Below are 19,115 nucleotides of genomic sequence, written 5' to 3'. Positions count from 1 at the left end.
TAAAACTTGATTATCGCAACTTAAAGGAGAAGATTATGAATCAGGAAATTAACGAACATGAAGGTAATATGCTTAATGCTGTAAGTATTAAAAAGCACGCTTTAGATATTACGTCTTTAGTGTTGGTGGCTGTTCTTTTTGCAGCAGGATGTATTCTTGACTTTACAGTTGCAAAAGCACTTTCAATTGGAAATATTAAACCAAACTTCTTAATCGCATCATTCTGCCTTGCGATTTTGCTGGTTCGTCCAAATGTTATTCAGGGTGCGATTATTGGTGCTTTGGCTGCGACTTTAATGCAATTTAACGCATCTATTCCTGGTCTTAATTATGTTTGCGATATTCCAGCAGCAATTGTTATGACTTTGATGATTATGGCTTATGTCCGCGTTTTCCCTAAGGATGCTGCTAGAAAGTTCAGTATTTTCCCACTTATAGCAACTTTTATAACTACAGTTGTTTCTGGTTTAATATTTGCATCTACTGCATCTTTCTTTGTTCTTCATTCTCCTAAGACTATTCTTGTTATGCTTCCAATCATTTTGGGAACTGCTGTGTTTAATGCTGTTGTTGTTGAAGTTCTTTACACTCCAATTCGACTCGTTCTACACAAGTAAGTATTTGAATTTGTGTTGGATAATATCCAATAAGTCATATAATCGTCAGAGAGTAATCAATAAGTAATGTTTATAGTATTGTTGGATTTTTAAGAGTTAGGAATTGTTGTGTCTTTGCTTGAGCTTAGGGAAGTATCTTTTAAATATTTGAATCATAATAAGGATGATTCTTTAGACTCTGCAAAGGCACAAGATTCCACTTTTGCCTTGAACAATATAAGCCTTAGTATTGAAGCTGGCGAATTTGTTGGAATTATTGGACCATCTGGATCTGGTAAAACAACTCTTGCCTCTATTTTCTCTGGTGCTATTCCTCATCATTATTCTGGAGAACTTTCTGGAATCGTTAAGATTGCAGGTCAAGAAACTAAAAATCTTGCTTTAACTAATATAGCCTGCTTAATTGGATCAGTTATCCAAGATATTGATGCGCAAATGGTGGCTGCAAACGTAGAAGATGAGATTCTTTTTGGTCTAGAAAACTTTGGTGTTGCGCACAATGAAATACCGAATCGAATCGATGAAGCTTTACAAATTGTTGGCATTAGTGATTTGCGCAACCGCGATTTAGACACTCTTTCTGGAGGTCAAAAGCAGAAAGTTGCGATTGCTGCTATTCTTGCGCTAAAACCTAAAGTTATGGTGTTAGATGAGCCTACGTGCGCTTTAGACCCTGTTTCTTCTAAAATGATTTTTTCGATTCTTAAAGATTTGAATAAGAATTTTGGAATAACGGTTGTTGTAATTGAGCAGAAAGTGGCGCTTTTAAGCGAGTATTGCAAGCGTTTGGTTGTGCTTTCTAATGGCACTTTATCACTGGATTTTCCTGTTGGACAAGCGCTAAAAAATATGGATTTGCTTTATTCTATTGGAATAAATTATCCGCGCACTACGCATTTAGTTAATGATTTACAGCGTGAGAGTGTTTGCTCTAAAAGCGATTTGCCTGTGTCTGTAGAAGATACAGTAAATACTATTGTTAATACGATTAATAGTGGAAATTCTTTAGTTTCACATGATGATTCACATAGTGAATGCGATGAAGATAAATGTGCGGCTGCTTTCGACTTTTCCAATGCATCGCAAAACTTAGCACAAAATTCTTCACCATGTCTTTCTTTGCAAAATGTTAGTTTTTCATATCCGAGTGGTGTTAGTGCTTTAGAAAACGTGTCTTTTGACGCTTATCCTGGGGAGCTTGTAACTCTTGTTGGAAGAAATGGTGCTGGAAAAACAACTGTTACTAAGATAATAAACGGTTTGCTTAAGCCAAGTAGTGGAAGTATTTTTATTGATGGCAAAAATACTAGCAACATGAAAATAAGCCAAATTGCTCACTATGTTTCGACTCTTTTCCAGAATCCAGATCGTCAGCTTTGTAAAGATACTATTTTAGAAGAAGTAGCGTTTAGTTGTATTCTTTTAGGTGAGTCTGTTAAAGAAGCTAATGATCATGCTATGCAAGTGATTGAAAAGCTTAATTTAGATCCTAATTCTAGCCCTTTTATGCTTTCTAGAGGTCAGCGTCAGATGGTTGCTTTGGCTGCAACTGTTGTAACTAAACCTAAGATTCTTGTGTTAGATGAGCCTACTTGCGGACTGGATTACATGGAATGCTTGAGAATTATGCAAGTTGTAGAAGACCTTAGAGACCATGGTTGTTGCGTAATAATGGTTTGTCACGATATGGAAGTGGTTCTTGATTTTGCAACGCGTTTAATCGTAGTAAATGATGGACATATTCTTGAAGGCGGAAGCATAAGCCATGTGTTTGAGAATAAGAGTATTTGCGATGAAGCTGCTTTATGTGCTCCTCTTTTGTGCGCTGTATCTCAGGGCTTAGTTAAAAATGGTTTTGCTAAGTGTAAAGGATTGTATAAGAGAGATATGTTGGTTAATGCTCTTAAAAAGAGTTGCAATTTGTAAAACAAATGGGTGATTTTTATGCAAACTAAGATTCTTACTTATAATGCTGGTTCAACTTTTTTGCACAAGGCAAATCCTATTGCAAAACTTATATTAGCTATAAGCGTTGTTGTGTCTGCTTTTATAGCTCAACAATTTAGCGTTCTTGTAACTATTGCAATATTGATTCTTGTTGCTATGGCTATGGCTGGGATTCTTAAAACTCTGTTTCCTCTTGTGCGCGCAATGCTTATTCTCGGCGTTGTAATGTTCTTTTTGCAAACGATTATTGCTCAGGGTGGAAATTATATGTTCTTGTGGTTTACATCAAGAGGAATTTCTGTTGCTGCAAGAGCATCTTTTAGACTATTCTGTTTTGCTTTGCCTCTTGTTAGCGTTCTTAGCATTACAAAATTGAACGATTTAGCTAATGCTGTTGTTCAATATCTACATGTTCCTTACTGTTATGTTTTTACTATTACTACAGCTGTGCGTTTTGTTCCTATTTTTGCGTACGAAATGTCTCAGATTACGGAAGCTCAAATGGCAAGAGGAGTTGAGTTCGATACTAAGAATCCTTTTAAAAAGATTAAGCTGATGATGCCTTTGATTGTGCCTCTTTTGGTTTTGTCTGTTCGTAAAGCCGATAGTTGTGCTTTGGCTGCGGAAGAACGTGGATTCTATTTGCGCACTCGTAAGTCATCTTATAAAAAGTACACTTTTGGATGGCGTGGGCTTGTTCTTATTGTAATATCTGCGATTATGATTGCTTTGCCTATAGTTGTGTCTATATTAGCTCCACAAATTATTTAAAATAGTTTAAACTAATCTAGAATAAGTTAAAAAATTCTAGAATCTAGGCGATTTTTGATGAATAATTTAAAGGTTTGGCTTAAAGGTGCAAGACTTTATACTCTTCCAATCGGAATAGTGCCAGTTATTATGGCGATTTCGATTTTTGCAAGATATTTATTCAGTGGTCAAATACTTGTAAAACCTTATAATATTGAAAATTTTGTTATTCAATCACTATTGTGTATAGGTGTTGCTGCTTTTATGCAGATTTCAGTGAACTATGCGAATGATTATTGTGATGGTTTGCGCGGATTAGATGATCAAAGATCTAATAGAGATTTAGGCGATAAAACATTGTGTGATGTGTCTTGGAGACTTGCAGACGCTGGTATTAAACCAAAATCAGTTTTGTATGCTGTTTGCATATCTGCCTTAGTATCATGTGTTTTTGGGTTAATCATTACTGTTAGAAGTGGAATTTGGATATTTATTCTTCTTGGACTAGTTTGTCTTATGGGAGCGTGGTTTTATGCGGGAGGATCGCATCCTTACGGTTACCGTGGTTGGGGAGAATTTAGTGCGTTTTTGTTCTTTGGACCTGTTGCTTTTCTAGGAACATTGTGTGCTCTTAGTTTTGGAAGTGGTTTTCCTAAAGAATCAATAACAACGGCAAGCGTTCCACAAATTGTGTTTTGTGTGTTATTGTCCATTATTCCAGGCGGATTCTCTGCTTGTCTTATGATGATTAACAATTTAAGAGATATAGAAAGTGATACAAAACACGCAAAATTTACAGCAATGTCAATTGTTGGGGAGAATATAGGGCGAATTATATTCGTTTCTGTTGTAATTATGTTTACGCTTCTGCAGTGTGTTTATGTTTTTCTTAATATATTTTTTGCTAAGTTTATGACAATAATTTGGAATGTAGCCAGATTGAATAAAAATGCTTTCAGAATAAATTGCTTCTTGTTTAATCAGGGTGTGTTTATTGTTTGCTGCATTTTGTTATTATTGCTTACCTACATGTTTATTAAAAAAGCGTATTCGCTAGCATATGCGGTTATATGTGGGAATTATGCTAATGCTTTTCCAATATGCGTATCTTTAGCAATGCTTGGTTCTTTGACTTTTGTATTGTCAATATTTGCATGCTAGCTTTACCGCATTAAAAAGCGGTTTATAATGTATTTTATACATGCGTACTAGTAAAATCGTATGGCAACGCGCACGGTGTGCTTTTAGTGTTTGTGCAATGAATATGCATGATGCTGGTTCACGCAATGACCGCAAAGCTGGCGTGTATTAGAGTGTGCAAAATGTGTGTTGGTGGAATACATAGCGCTGTTGCCTTGTGTTTTAGGGTAAGGAAATGAGGTTGTAAAATGTCTGCTGTAACCAGCGATGAAGAGATGGGGAAGTCGCCAGTTGTGCTTACCGATGATGAGTTGCGAGATGCGGCTGAGTTGTCTACTCCTAAAAAAGACGATGATAACAGTGAAAGCAAAAAAGAAAATGCTGAAAAAACTGTTGTAGTTGCAGAAGACGAGGCAGTGAACCGTATGGATCTTGTAGCAATGTTGGAAGATAATGGCTACAAGGTTGTAGGACAAGCAGCTAATGGAGAAGAAGCGGTTAATCTTACTCGTCAATTCCATCCAGATGTTGTTTGCATGGACGTTAAGATGCCAGTAGTAGATGGTATTCAAGCAGCTGCCACTATTTGTGACGAGAATATTGCTCCAGTTGTTATGCTCACTGCTTTTTCTCAATCTGATTTAGTTAAGAGAGCTACTGGCGCTGGTGCTATGGCTTATGTTACAAAGCCGTATGAGGAGTCAAAACTTTTACCTGCTCTAGAAGTAGCTATGGGTAGGTTTAGTGAAATTAACGATTTATTAGATAGTGTTGAGCGTACTGAAAATAAGCTACAGGATGCGCAAGATCAGCTTCGTAAAGCAGAAGAGAAGCTTAGGAAGGCTGAAGATACTCTTGAAGAGCGTAAGCTTGTAGACAGGGCAAAAGGTTTGCTTATGGACAAGGCTGGATTCTCGGAACAGGGTGCTTTCCGCTGGATTCAAAAAACTTCTATGGATCAGCGTATTCCAAAGAAGCGTCTTGCTTTGGCTATTATTGCTAAGTATGGTGAAGAAAAACCATCTGCAGAAGCGTAAACAGTATTCCAAAGCATTATTTAAAAACAATATTTTGTAGTTGTTACAATTAATGGTTGTGACAGCTATGGTAAATAATTTCATAAAAAATTTATTTTACGAGAACGCAGGTGGGTAGTTAAGTGAATGCCAGCATCGTTGCAAACGAGGATTCTTTGAATAATGAGGATGAAAATGGAACGTTGTTGGTGGTAGATGGCCACTCACTTGCGTTTCGTGCTTTTTACGCAATATCTGCGGATAATTTTTCAACAAAATCTGGTTTTGCAACCAATGCAATATGGGGTTTTTCAACAATGCTTTCTCAGGTTATTGAAAAAGAAAAACCAGATAAGCTTGCTGTTGCTTTTGATGTTAAAGGCGGAACTTTTAGGAATAAACTTTTGCCGCAATATAAAGGAACTCGAGAAGCTGCACCAGAAGAGCTTCTAGCTCAACTTCCTGTTATACAAGAATTGCTCAATGCATTAGGTGTTAAATATATTACAAAACAGGGTTATGAAGGCGACGATATTATTGCAACCTTAGCCACAATGGGCGCTAAAGCTAAATATAAGACTCTTGTTCTTTCTGGAGATCGTGATGCGTTCCAACTTATTGATGAATATATAAATGTTTTGTATCCAGGCAGGCATTTTAAAGATTTAAAACAAATGGATACTGATGCGATTATTGAAAAATATAATGTTACGCCTAAGCAATATTCAGATTTAGCAGCGCTTAGAGGAGAAACTTCTGATAATATTCCAGGTGTTCCTGGCGTAGGCGATGGTTATGCAGCAAAGTGGATTAATCAATTCGGTGGATTAGAAGGCATTATAGAACACGCGGATCAGGTGACTGGCAAAAAAGGTGAGTCTTTGCGAGAAAGCATAGATCAGATTCGTCTGAATAAGAAAGTAAATACTCTTGTTAAAGATTTAGATCTTGGTGTTGGTATTAATGATCTTGAATTTGGAAATGTTGATGCCGCGTCAGTTGGCGAATTGTTTGAAAGACTCGAATTTGGTACTCGCAGTAGAAGGAAGATTTTAAAAGAATTTACGCGTGGAAGCAAAGAGCTTTTAGAAGAGAACATTAAGATGATGATTTCTGCTGGAAGCACTCATGCTGGCAGTGATGTTAGTTCTACAGAGTCTGATAATTCAGATGATTTAGAGGATTTCAAAACTATAGTAGATAAAATAAATATTCATAAAATTTATTCAGAATCTGATTTAGATAATTGGATTAATCTCGTGTCACCATGTATTGAGAAAAGTGAGTCAAATGGATCGTCAGAATTAGTTAAAGAGAATACGGAATATAAATCTAAAGCAACCGTAGATTTGTTTGAATTACTTGAGTCTCAAGAAAAACCTTCTTTAAATCTTATAAGAAATGATTTAGAGTGTGCAAAAACTATTAAAGATCACAAAGAACTAGTTATATATGCATTGCAAAAACCAAATAATAGTAGTCAGTTTGGTATTTATGCAGATGTGCTAGTAATGCTATCGCAAAATAATGCTGCAATTGTGTATTCTGATGTTCTTAATGGGGATTCTAGCGAAGATTGTAATGAAATCTGCCACAAGCTAAAAGATTTCATAAAAATGTATGAATCTTCAATTGTTTTGCATGACTACAAAAAACATATAGCTCTTCTTAAATCGCTGAAAATTGTAGATAATAATTACTCTTTTAATCCATTACTTGACACTCGTTTAGCATCTTATTTGATAGAACCAGATTTTCGCAATGAAAATATTGAAGATATGGCGGAACATGTTCTAAATATTCATGTAGAAAATGAAAAATCTAATGAAGAGCCTGCACAAGGAGAGCTTGATTTTGTTTTAGAAGATAGTGATAATCCTGAAGAGTTAAATCAAGAAGAGGATAAGCGTAAAAAGCAAGAAAAGCGTATTTTGGAAACTGCTATAACAATAAGATTGTTGGCAAAGCAATATGCTATAAAACTAGATGAACGTAAACAAACAGGCTTAATGGTCGATGTAGAAATGCCTGTTTCCAGGGTGTTAAGAGGCATGGAAGATGCAGGTGCTGCCGTAGATATGAACAGGCTCGTATCTATGAGAGATAATTTTGCGGCAGAAGCTCAATTTGCCCAAAAAATGGCTTTGGATGTGGCGAACAAGCCGATAAATTTGCAAAGTCCTAAGCAGCTTCAACAATTGCTGTTTGAGGATATGGGTTTAAAGCCTACAAGAAGAACGAAAAGTGGATCTTATACTACTAATGCAGAAGCATTGCAAGAATTATATGCAAAAATTGATCCAGATGAAAAAGCTAGTCAATTCTTGGGGGCTTTGCTAAAACATCGTGAGACAAACAAGTTAAAGCAGATTGTACAGAGTCTTATTGATTCTGCAAGATATGAAGATGGCAGGATTCATACCACTTTTGAACAAACTATTGCAGCTACTGGGCGTTTAAGTTCTTCGGACCCAAATTTGCAAAATATACCGAATAGGAATGTGGTTGGTAGGGAAATTAGAGCTGCTTTTATTCCAGGAAACCAATACGATCAGCTTATGAGTTGTGATTATTCTCAAGTAGAGCTTAGAATTATGGCTCATGCCTCTGCAGATGAAACACTTATTAAAGCTTTTAAGTCTGGTGTTGATTTTCATAAGTTTGTAGCAAGCTTGGTTTATAAGATTCCAGTTGAACAAGTTAGCTCAGATCAGAGATCGCATGTTAAAGCAATGAGTTACGGATTGGCATATGGGCTGAGTACTTATGGTTTAGCAAAACAGCTTTCTATTAGTCCTGCTGCTGCAGAAGTCCTTAAAGAAAAGTATTTCAATACTTTTGGTGGCGTGCATGACTATTTGGAGTCTTTAGTAGATAAAGCTAGAAAGCTTGGATATACTCAAACGATGTTTGGTCGTAGAAGGTATTTTCCTAAGCTAAATTCCACGAATAGGGCATCTCGTGAGGCTGCAGAGCGAGCAGCTTTAAATGCTCCTATTCAAGGAAGTGCTGCAGATATTATGAAGCTTGCAATGATTCAAGTAGATAAGGATTTGCGAGAAGCTAAAGTAAAAAGTCGTGTGATTTTGCAAATACACGATGAACTTGTTCTCGAAATAGCACATGGCGAAGCAGATATTGTAGAAAATATTGTTAAAAACGCTATGGAACATACTGTTGAGCTAGACGTTCCGCTTAATGTGTCTACTGGATTGGGAGCTGACTGGCAGCTTGCTGCTCACTGATTTTATTTGTGAGAATTATTGTAAAGCCAATGTAGGTTTATTGTAGGTTTATTGTAAAGGTGTAGAATATGGCAACTTTAGTTGATGTTGTTAGGGTTTTAGAAGACTTATATCCTCTAAATCTTGCTGAATCTTGGGATAATCCTGGACTAATTGTTGGAAATCCTATGGATAATGTGAATAAGATAGTTTGTTTATCTGATCCAACTTTAGAAGCTGTTGAAGAATCGTGCAAAATGGGTGCTAATTTGATTGTTTCTCATCATCCTTTATTCTTTAGGTCAGTTCATGAAGTTTCTGGTTTTTCTGTTCGAGGAAAAATAGTTCAGACGCTTATTGAAAATCGTTGTGGCTTGTGGGTTGGTCACACTAATGCGGATGCGGCTTTTAGGGGAGTGGCGGATGCTGCAGCTAATGCTTTTGGTCTTAAAGATTTGCATCCTCTTGTTCCAGCAAGTAATAATGACCTTTCTCTTGGTCTTGGTAGAGTTGGAGTGCTTGAGCAAAAAATCACGCTTAAAGAGTTTGCTATACGCGTTTTTAACGCTTTGCCTACTACTAATCTAGGCGTTCAAGTGTGTGGAGATATTAATGCTATGGTTAGCAAAATAGCTGTTCTTCCAGGTTCAGGTGATTCTTTATTTGATGAAGTTCGCGCTTGCGGAGCAGATGTGTATGTAACAAGTGATTTAAGGCATCATCCTGCAACGGACGCGTATGAGCAAGCTATTTATGAATCGCAACTAACGCACTCTAATATTATTAAGCCTATGCTTATAAACACTCCTCATAGTGCCATTGAGTCGTTGTGGTTTAAGTATGCTGTGCAAGATGTTCATGATTCTATATACAAGAATTTTGGTGAATCGTTGGATGTTTCTTGGATTGGTAGAGCTTTCGACCCTTGGAATTATGTGATTAATTAGAGTGATCGATCAGCGCGATTAGCGGATATGAATATGAAAAAACAGAAAAGTCTTGCCGATTTCTCAGCAAGACTTCATTCCGTGTCCGGAGCGGGACTTGAACCCGCACGCCTGTACAAATAGGCACTAGCACCTCAAGCTAGCGCGTCTACCATTCCGCCACCCGGACGGGTGTTTTAGACAACAGATAGAACTATAACATCTTTTTTAACTCTTTGCTTCGGCGTGTTGAAAATTAATCTATTTTTGTCATAATTTTGTTAATTTCATCCTTATTTTGATGATTAATAGGCTTGTTTGGGTCAAAATCGACAATTATTACTGGAATATTTTGTACTTCACCGCTTGAATCCACTATAGAATGTTGTGGATTTTGATTGTTATTACGTTTTGGATAGTCCAATCTTGTGAATGCTCCACGAGATTCATGTCTTGCAAGTGATGCTTGCAGAACCGATTTTGCAAGCGTAATCATGTTTTGTAATTCCCAAATAGCAATTAGCTCTTGATTAAAAACAAGATTTTGTGAATGTAAAATAAGAATTTTAGCTTGCGGAATAATAATCGTATCGATTTTTTGCAAAGCATCTTTAAGGGTATTTTCACTGCACCTAACCGCTGCAGCATTTTCCATAATATTTTCTAGTTTTTCTAGTAGATTATATGGGTTTGTTGTGTTGCTAGATGTACTTGTATTTTGAATAAGACCGATTATCTCTTGTACACGATTTTCTGATAATTTGTCTAGATTTTCAAAAGTATTAGGAGTGCTATCGTACACATTTTTTGATGTATCTGCTGTATGTTCCTCGTGTTTTTCCTGACTTTTCTCCTGACTTTGTTCTTTTAATTCTTTTGCAATAGACTTACCAGCTAGTTTTCCGAACAGGCATGCATCAAGAAGAGAGTTTCCGCCAAGGCGATTGGCTCCATGTACTCCCGAGCATGCGCATTCTCCTGCGGCATATAATCCTATTATTCTCTGTTTTTTATTATTAACCAGTTTATAAACTTGCCCGTTAAGTGATATGGGTATTCCCCCCATCGTGTAATGCGCTGTAGGTCTAATAGGTATAAGATCTTTTGATGGATCAAGATGAGCGTATTTTTCAATAGTTTCTACAACCTGTGGAAGAGCTTCTAGCATATGTTGCTTTTCTATACGAGTCATATCTAGCCATACGCAATCTTTTCTATCAATGTTGCTAGTAGTATCTTCAACGCCTCTTAAAGCATCTATTTCTGATACAATCGACCTGCTTACTACATCTCTTGGAGCTAAATCCGCATGCGTATCATCGTAGTTTTTCATAAATGCTTCATTCTTGCAATTCCTAAGAACTCCGCCTTCTCCTCGAGCTGCTTCCGAAAGCAATATTCCAGTATGAGCTAGACCAGTCGGATGGAATTGTATGAACTCTATGTCTTCTAGTTGCAATCCTGCGTTTAGTGCTAAAGACATTCCGTCCCCAGTTAAATCCCAGGAATTAGATGTTGTTGAAAATAGTCTTCCAGCTCCACCAGTTGCTATAAGAACATTTCTTGCACATATTTTTTCTACTTTTCCACTTTTTTCGTTTAGCGCGATTATGCCCTCTACGCTATTAGATTTGTGGTTTATAGCAAGGTCTGTTACATAAATATCTTCTTCAATTTTAATATTTTCCTCTATGCATTTTTGCCATAGGCTGTATAGAATTTGGTGTCCAATTCTGTCTGCAGCGTACGCAGCTCGTCTAATTGGCTGCTGACCGAAGTCGGCAGTATGCCCACCAAAAAATCTTTGATTAATATGACCATCTTCTGTTCTAGAAAAGGCAACTCCAAAGTGTTCTAGTTCAATAACTGTATCTCTAGCTTCTTTTGCTAGCATTTTTGCTGCGTCTTGATCGCTTAACCAGTCTCCACCGTGAACGGTGTCGTAATAGTGCCATTGCCAGCAATCTTTTTCTATGTTTCCTAATGATGCTGCGATTCCACCTTCGGCAGAACCTGTATGAGACCTTAACGCTTGAAGCTTGCAAATCACTAATATTTTAGGCTGTTTTCCTTGAGATTTTAGCGCTTTATATTCTTCAGATTTCACTAATCCCAGTGCTGCAGAAAGTCCTGCTGCTCCTGCGCCGATAATCACAACATCGTATGATGATTGCTCTACTTGTATTTGCACAGTTTTTTCTTTAACTGTAGTAGTATTTTCTTTTTGCTGACTCAAGTTTGACTGCATAACATTTATTTTCTCATATTTTCTGCTTTTTATTTAAGATTTTTCCTATTTAAACTAAAAACACCATTTTGGTTTTTGACTATTCCATTTAATTCAAGAATTGCTATTTCTCCAGAAATCTTAGATATTGAAAAATCATTATTTGAGTTTGTATGAAGCATGATTGCATGTATATTGTCAATGTTTGCGCATATTTTTTTGCTCTTACACTCTTGAATTGCTTTCAATACAATTTTTTGAAAATCATTACACGTATCTGGAATAATATTGTTATTGCTTAAAGAGTGTGGCAAATAATGGTGGGAATTAGGATAGATACTATCTATATCATTTTGTGAACATATCATCATAGCTTTTCCATCGTGAATAAGCATATTGCATCCAGCATTACTCGGTGATGTTACATCTCCTGGAACAGAATAAATCTCGCGATTTAAGCTATTCGCCCAGTTTGCTGTGTTTAAAGCTCCGGATCGTAATCGTGCTTGAGATACTATTACCTTGCTGGCAATAGCCGCAATAAGGCGATTTCTGAGTAAGAATCTACGTGCAACAGGAGTAGTGTCTGGGCATAATTCGCTAATACATGCTCCGCCGCTAGAAAGAATCGCATCAAAAAGTTGAGCATTGCTTGAAGGTCCCATTTTGTTCAAACCTCCAGCAAAAACAACAATTGTTTTGCCAACAGGATTAACATTTGCTGCATGAGAGTCTAAAGCATCCAAGGTTCCCCAATGAGCTGCAGCGTCAATACCATAAGCTCCGCCAGAAATAACTGTGTGCCCCTTTTTAGCGCACGATTTAGCGAATGTAAAGCTAAGCTCGTATCCGTAGTCATTGCAACCTCTAGAGCCAACAATCGCAAGTGGCTGCTTACATTGAATAAGCGCGTTGGGATCTCCAATTCCCCACAAACACAATGGGGGAGCTACTTGGCATTGGGTTGCTAAATCTTGTAGCTGTTTTGGCCAATATTTACTGTTTGGTGAAATAATCCATTGCGTTCCGTTAGAACTAAACCATCTTTTAAGTTGATTTGAATCCCAAGAAGGCAATTGTTTTAGTCTTAAACACCATTTTTTAATGGATCTGTGTAATATATCAAAATTGTTAATAGCAATTTTATTGTCAGCATTATTGCTTCCCCATATTTTAAGACCATTTAGAAAATATTCTTCTAAAACAGAAACCTTCGAGTGATTTTTTATAATATTAAGAATTTTTCCATCATTTTCTAAATCATTTAAATTCGATTTAGTCTGGTTTTCTAAAGATCCGTCTATGTAAAAATCATCCTGACAGCAGCTATTTTGCAGATCTAACTCTAGTTGCTTGTTTTTTGTTTTACCAATAGATTCACTTATAGATTCGCAAATAAGGTGAAGTGTTTCCACAATACTGCCAGCGTTTACTGACCCTATTACAAGTGTGTACATTATTGCATCTGCGCCATCAATACAAAATGTGAGTATTGCGCGCGATAAAGTATCGTTATCTATTCTGTAAGTATTGTTATTGCCATTTATGCTACTAATATTGTTCATATTCTGGTCCTTAAACTAATTGCCTGAGCCATGTCAGTTAAATCTGGAGAAGTGTGCCCATAAAGATCAGCTAAAGTCCATGCAAGCCTTAAAGCCCGATCTGCTCCGCGTAAACTCAACTTGTGGTTTTCAAGTGATTTATTAATCAACTCAATAGCGTATTTAGATGTGTATTTTCTAAGCCATGTTCCAGACGCTTGAGCGTTACAACTCCATCCGAGTTTTCTAAAACGATTTTGAGCAACCAGCCTTGCGTTTTTTACGTTTTCTCGCATCATTGCACTAGTTAGAATCTTTTCTGACATTTGACTAGATCCATGTTCTAATTGCGCTTTTGAAGTAATAATTTTTTCTACAGGTGGAACATCCATTTGAATATCAATCCTGTCTAGAATTGGTCCAGAAAGTCTAGAAAAATAACGTATTCGTTCCTTCTCTTTGCATGTGCATCGTTCGCCATTGCCATAGGCGTATCCGCATGGGCATGGATTTGCTGCGATAACAAGTTGGAATTTAGCAGGATATAGTGTTGTTCCTTTAGATCTCGAAACAGCTATATGACCAGATTCCAATGGTTCTCTAAGAGTTTGCAAAACTCTTGGTGAGAATTCTGGAGCTTCATCCATAAACAAAACTCCACAATGTGCACGAGTTATTATTCCAGGCTTGGCTAGACCTGCGCCTCCTCCTATAAGAGATGCTGCAGAAGATGTATGATGAGGTGCCTCAAAAGGCGGAACATCTGTTATCCCATAGTATGGTAGTGTTCCACAAAGTGACCTAATAGATGCCACTTCAAGCTGTTCTTGCTCGTTTAGTGGACACATGATGCTTGGCATTCTAGATGCCAGCATAGTTTTACCAGATCCTGGAGGTCCAATCATCATAACGTGGTGTCCGCCAGCTGCCGCTACTTGCAATGCCCACTTTGTGTGTTCTTGCCCTAATACTTCCGACATATCACCGATTTCTCCTAACGGATTGGCGCTTTTTATTGGATCAACATTATCCGTATTATTCATGTTTGAAGTCGTATTATCGTTAAGCGCTGATTTGGAATAGAGTCTTGTATTATCGATTTCTTTAATATGAAGATGATCATAAGGGTTAATTGCTTTTAATGCTCGTTCTCTGTTCTTTTCGGCAATTGGTCTAGCCTTGTTTTCTAATTTCCCGTTTAGTTCGTCTACCAAATCTAAAATGTGTTTAATCCCAATTACTTCAATTCCATTTATCAGCTTGGCTTCTGAAAGATTTTCGTAGGGAATAATCATTTTTGTAATATTTTTTTGCTTGGCATATAAACAAATTGGTAGCATGCCTTGAATTGGTAGAACTGACCCATCTAAGTTAAGTTCTCCTAAAATAATCGTATTTTCTAGCTCGTTAAGTGGAATAATTCCTCTAGCACTAAGTATGCTTGCTGCAATTGCAAGATCGTAAGATGCTCCACTTTTTGGCATAGACGCAGGTGAAAGATTCACTGTTAACCTTGTTTCTGGCCATTCGCAGCGTAAAGACGTATATGCTGATTTAACTCGTTCTCTCGCCTCGCTTAAAGAGGTGTCAGGAAGACCAATAATAGAGAATCCTGGCAATCCACTAGATATGAATGCCTGCAATTGTATTGTAAAGGCTTTCAAACCCAGTAATCCTACAGATAATGCGTTTCCAATAACCATTAGAATGCTCCTAAAATGTGACGTAGTTGAATATTTTTATCTTTTGAAATTAGTATTGATACAACGTCGAATCGTATTTTTCTGTGTTTAAAAAAGTTATGCTCGTCTAACCACTTAAATCCAGCTTTATGTGTTTTTAAGCATTTTTCGTTTGTTACTGCTTCTAGTGGAGTTCCAAATCTTACGCTTCGTCTCGTTTTTACTTCTATGAATACAATTCTTCCAAACGGATCCATCATCACAACATCAAGCTCTCCAAAACGACTATGCCAATTTCGGTCTAATAGAATCCAATTTTTAAGAATTAGTTTTAGAGATGCATATTCTTCTCCAAGATTTCCTATTGTTTTATTAGGGATTGAAAAATCGCATAGTTCTACTTCAATTTCTGCTATGCGATTTAAAATTTCTTCTTTTAATCCCACGCCATCCGTGCAATATTCGTTTTGCTTATATGTCATATTGCTATTTCATCAACACTAAAAACGAATTACCAGATTTTTCAATCAATGTGGTTAAAGGATGTTTTTGGCGTGTTGCGTTGGTTTTAAAGGGGAATTAGCACATAAATACAATTCATATTTTTTTTATTATGCGTTAATTATGATTATTTTCAAATCTTTTTCATCTTTTATAAAGAATCGCCTACAGTATTAATGAAAACTATATAAATATATGCAATACTTGAATTATGCAAATTAGACCAGGTTCTATGTATCCGCTTGGAGCTACCTACGACGGTGCAGGCGTGAACTTCGCATTGTTCTCTGAGGTGGCAAAGCATGTTGAGCTATGCTTGTTCGATGAGCAAGACAATGAGACTCGCATCGATATGACCGAGCAGAATTCTTACGTTTGGCATACTTACATATCTGGAATACAGCCAGGGCAGAGATACGGTTATCGTGTGCATGGACCGTATGATCCAAATCATGGATTATGGTGTAATCCAAACAAACTTCTTTTGGACCCTTATGCAAAGGCAATAGAAGGCAATATTGACGGTGACGAAAGCCTATTTTCGTATTGGTTTGCTAATCCAGATGATTTAGCCGCAATGAACACTTTGGATTCTGCAGATCACACTATGAAAGCAGCTGTTATTAACCCATATTTTGATTGGGGTAACGACCAGCATCCAATGATTCCGTACCACGATAGCGTGATTTACGAGGCTCATGTTAGAGGAATGACGAATTTAAATCGTAATGTTCCTCCAGAAATTCGTGGAACATACGCAGGTTTAGCTCATCCAAGTGTAATATCTTACTTAAAAAAGCTTGGTATTACTGCTATTGAGCTTATGCCTATCCACCAGTTTGTAAATGATTCTTTCTTGCAAAATAAGGGATTAAGCAATTATTGGGGATATAACACCATTGGATTCTTTGCTCCTCAGAATTCGTACTCGAGTTCTGGACAACGCGGCGAGCAAGTTAACGAATTCAAGGCAATGGTTAAGGCGTACCATGCTGCAGGAATGGAAGTTATTCTAGACGTTGTTTACAACCATACCGCTGAAGGAAACGATAGAGGTCCAACCTTAAGCTTCCGCGGAATCGACAATCGCGCATACTATCGTCTTGTAGATAACGATCAGAGACATTACTTCGATACTACTGGTACTGGAAATTCGCTTCTTATGCGTTCTCCTAAAGCATTGCGACTAATCACAGACAGCTTGCGCTATTGGGTAACTGAAATGCACGTAGACGGATTCCGATTTGACTTGGCAGCAACGCTTGCTCGTCAATTCCAAGAAGTAGATAAGCTTTCTGCATTCTTCGACATTATTGAGCAAGACCCTATTATTTCTAGCGTAAAACTTATTGCAGAACCTTGGGATATTGGCGTAGGAGGATATCAAGTTGGAGGATTCCCTCCAAGCTGGTCCGAGTGGAATGGTCGCTACCGAGATTGCGTACGCGATTTTTGGCGCTCGCAGCCTTCGACTTTGCCTGAATTTGCAAGCCGACTTATGGGAAGCTCCGATTTATATGAGCAAAATGGACGTAAGCCTGTAGCTTCTGTAAACTTTATTACCGCTCACGATGGTTTTACTATGAACGATTTGGTGAGCTATAACGAAAAGCATAATGAAGCGAATAAAGAAGGCAATAACGACGGTGCTAACGATAATCGTTCGTGGAATTGTGGAGTAGAAGGTCCTACTAATATTCACGATGTTAACGAACTTCGTCAACGTCAAATGCGAAACCTGTTCTCAACTTTGTTGATGAGCCAGGGCATTCCTATGATTTGCGCTGGTGACGAGATTATGCGTACTCAAAATGGAAACAACAACGCATATTGCCAAGATAATGCTATTTCTTGGATTAATTGGGATTTTAATTCCACACAAAAAGATATGTTTGATTTTGTTTCTAAGCTTATTCATTTAAGACTAGATCATCCTGTTCTTCACAGGCGTAGATTCTTTACTGGTCGAGAACCAGGGGATGATGTTTCAGAGATTCCACAAGTAGAATGGTTTGATCATACTGGTTCTGTTATGGATATGGAGGCATGGAGTAATACTCATGCTCTTTCGGTAATGATTTATTTGAATGGTTCAGATATTCCAGAAACCGATTGGTATGGAAGCAGAATGGTAGATAATGACTTCCTTCTTATTTTCAATGCGCATTATGAGCCTATAACATTTACTTTGCCAGATAAGAATTATGGTGAAAAGTGGACTCTTGTTGTGGACACTCATAATCCAAAAGGACCGCAATTGCATTATGAATCAGGATTCAATATTGTTGCTCAATCGCGAAGTTTCCTTCTGCTTATGAGTGAAAATCAAGAAGAAAATAATCTAGCATAAAAATATTCATATATAAAACTAATTGAGGCTTAGATTCTAAAAACTAGATTCTAAGCCTCAACTTTTTTATTGATTAACCTATATCATATTGAATATTGTTTTTAGAATGTTCATTTATTTTAATTTGCAAACGGTCGCTTTGCATTGCAGCGACCTGTCTTGAAAATACTATTATCCATCCTAAAAAGAGTAAACAAGATAATGCTTCTACATTAGTTAATGTGTTATGACCCTGCACCCATTGATTTCCAACCCATGCGGTAAGGACTACTGCTAAATCTGAAGCTACGTAGAATGTTTTAGAAAGTCTAGGAGCAAGCCAAGGAAGGCAAATAAGCATAGTGCAAATAAGACCAGTAACACCTCTTGCACATAAATCATGTATAACTGGGTGAGGAGTGTATCTAAATGTTCCTATGCCAATAAACGCAATTCCCCCCAAAATTAGTAATGTAGCCATAATGGTGGTTCTAGTTTTAAAGTGTTTTGTAATATTAGTGTCTTTATGTTGCAAAATTTCTTTCTGAGTGGCAACGAACTCTGTTATAGCAAAGTAGCTTGTAATAATAATGCATATTCCAGATAAAATCAGCGTAGCATTAAACATGCTTGCAGCAAATGTTGTTTTATCTCCTAGTTGAGAGAAGTTATTGTTGTACCAATACGGGTCGTCGGATGTCAATCCAGCTGTTGCTGCACCAGAAATCACAAATAGTGGTAGCAGTGATGCAACGGTTTTCGCCTCTAAGAGTTCCGCTTGAACCAGAGTTGCGTATCCAACAATTCCACTTAAAGCACAACAAAGTACAGGAAGATAACTGTTTACTGCGCTTCTTCCAATAATGCTATTGATTATAGAAAGCAGAGCGAAAGACATAAGCAGCATTGTTGCGCCATAAATCGTAGATAATGCGATTATTTCAAAAGCATGTTTTGCAATTTGTAGCCAATTCTTTTTAAGTATTTCTTTGTGTGTTCTTAAATATCCGACTACAAAAGTACACATGCTGCAAATAGCCACTATTCCAGATGCTACCGTAAATAATCGTTGCGTAACTTGCCAAATCGCTGGCATAGTTTTCATGTATACAGACATTACGACTATGCTGAATATTGCACAAGCTAAAAAAGCTATTAATCCAGCCGCTTCTGCACGCTGAAAACGCCCCATGCTAACCTCTAAAATCTATC

12 protein-coding genes, 1 tRNA gene and 2 pseudogenes are annotated in these 19,115 nt (G+C 37.2%); 8 read left to right on the top strand and 7 right to left on the bottom strand.

The window, feature by feature from the left end; translation table 11 throughout:
• Positions 1-35: 35 nt before the first annotated feature.
• The 7 genes from HXT55_RS05390 (at position 36) to HXT55_RS05360 (ending at position 9,641) form a co-directional block, all read left to right on the top strand.
• A complete protein-coding gene (locus tag HXT55_RS05390) occupies positions 36-617 on the top strand; it encodes a tryptophan transporter (RefSeq protein ID WP_004115564.1) in 582 nt (193 codons plus the stop codon).
• 108 nt (positions 618-725) lie between these two features.
• Positions 726-2,543, top strand: coding sequence for an ABC transporter ATP-binding protein (locus HXT55_RS05385; protein ID WP_064623473.1), 1,818 nt, complete (start codon positions 726-728; stop codon positions 2,541-2,543).
• Positions 2,544-2,561: 18 nt separating this feature from the next.
• On the top strand, positions 2,562-3,335 hold the full coding sequence (locus tag HXT55_RS05380; RefSeq protein WP_064623476.1) for an energy-coupling factor transporter transmembrane component T family protein: 774 nt from the start codon (positions 2,562-2,564) through the stop codon (positions 3,333-3,335).
• A gap of 57 nt (positions 3,336-3,392) precedes the next feature.
• Complete coding sequence (gene menA, locus HXT55_RS05375; protein ID WP_004575089.1) at positions 3,393-4,475, top strand: 1,4-dihydroxy-2-naphthoate octaprenyltransferase; 1,083 nt, start codon at positions 3,393-3,395, stop codon at positions 4,473-4,475.
• Positions 4,476-4,702: 227 nt separating this feature from the next.
• Positions 4,703-5,491 carry an ANTAR domain-containing response regulator gene (locus HXT55_RS05370; protein ID WP_004112506.1) on the top strand — a complete coding sequence of 263 codons (789 nt, stop codon included), beginning with the start codon at positions 4,703-4,705 and terminating at the stop codon, positions 5,489-5,491.
• Positions 5,492-5,613: 122 nt separating this feature from the next.
• Positions 5,614-8,715, top strand: a complete 3,102-nt coding sequence (gene polA, locus HXT55_RS05365) for a DNA polymerase I (protein ID WP_421792683.1) — start codon at positions 5,614-5,616, stop codon at positions 8,713-8,715.
• A 68-nt stretch (positions 8,716-8,783) separates the two neighbouring features.
• A complete protein-coding gene (locus tag HXT55_RS05360) occupies positions 8,784-9,641 on the top strand; it encodes a Nif3-like dinuclear metal center hexameric protein (RefSeq protein WP_410313885.1) in 858 nt (285 codons plus the stop codon).
• 82 nt (positions 9,642-9,723) lie between these two features.
• Here the strand turns inward: HXT55_RS05360 and HXT55_RS05355 are convergent.
• The 6 genes and pseudogenes from HXT55_RS05355 to HXT55_RS05330 all read right to left on the bottom strand — a co-directional run bounded on the left by HXT55_RS05355 (position 9,724) and on the right by HXT55_RS05330 (position 15,555).
• A tRNA-Leu gene (locus tag HXT55_RS05355) sits at positions 9,724-9,810 on the bottom strand.
• A gap of 66 nt (positions 9,811-9,876) precedes the next feature.
• Complete coding sequence (locus HXT55_RS05350; RefSeq protein WP_421792681.1) at positions 9,877-11,868, bottom strand: FAD-binding protein; 1,992 nt, start codon at positions 11,866-11,868, stop codon at positions 9,877-9,879.
• Positions 11,869-11,897: 29 nt separating this feature from the next.
• A complete protein-coding gene (gene dprA / locus HXT55_RS05345) occupies positions 11,898-13,412 on the bottom strand; it encodes a DNA-processing protein DprA (protein WP_248911602.1) in 1,515 nt (504 codons plus the stop codon).
• Positions 13,409-14,389: pseudogene (locus tag HXT55_RS05340) on the bottom strand (YifB family Mg chelatase-like AAA ATPase); the annotation flags it as partial. The gene dprA and the pseudogene HXT55_RS05340, both read right to left, overlap by 4 nt.
• A 188-nt stretch (positions 14,390-14,577) precedes the next feature.
• A pseudogene (locus tag HXT55_RS05335) lies at positions 14,578-15,094 on the bottom strand (magnesium chelatase domain-containing protein); the annotation flags it as partial.
• Entirely contained in the window at positions 15,094-15,555 is a 462-nt protein-coding gene (locus HXT55_RS05330; RefSeq protein WP_004112513.1) for a YraN family protein, read from the bottom strand. The pseudogene HXT55_RS05335 and the gene HXT55_RS05330, both read right to left, overlap by 1 nt.
• Before the next feature lie 230 nt (positions 15,556-15,785).
• Here HXT55_RS05330 and glgX point away from each other — a divergent pair, with 230 nt between their 5' ends.
• Positions 15,786-17,924, top strand: coding sequence for a glycogen debranching protein GlgX (gene glgX, locus HXT55_RS05325; RefSeq protein ID WP_004118272.1), 2,139 nt, complete (start codon positions 15,786-15,788; stop codon positions 17,922-17,924).
• Between the two features lie 73 nt (positions 17,925-17,997).
• On the opposite strand, the gene HXT55_RS05320 is transcribed toward glgX, so the two are convergent.
• Positions 17,998-19,095: a hypothetical protein gene (locus HXT55_RS05320; protein WP_004118270.1), complete on the bottom strand. Its 1,098-nt coding sequence runs from the start codon at positions 19,093-19,095 to the stop codon at positions 17,998-18,000.
• Positions 19,096-19,115 lie beyond the last annotated feature (20 nt).

Source organism: Gardnerella sp. KA00718 (assembly GCF_049244285.1).
Lineage (GTDB): Bacteria > Actinomycetota > Actinomycetes > Actinomycetales > Bifidobacteriaceae > Bifidobacterium > Bifidobacterium vaginale.
This window is presented reverse-complemented; position numbering and strand designations above follow the sequence as displayed.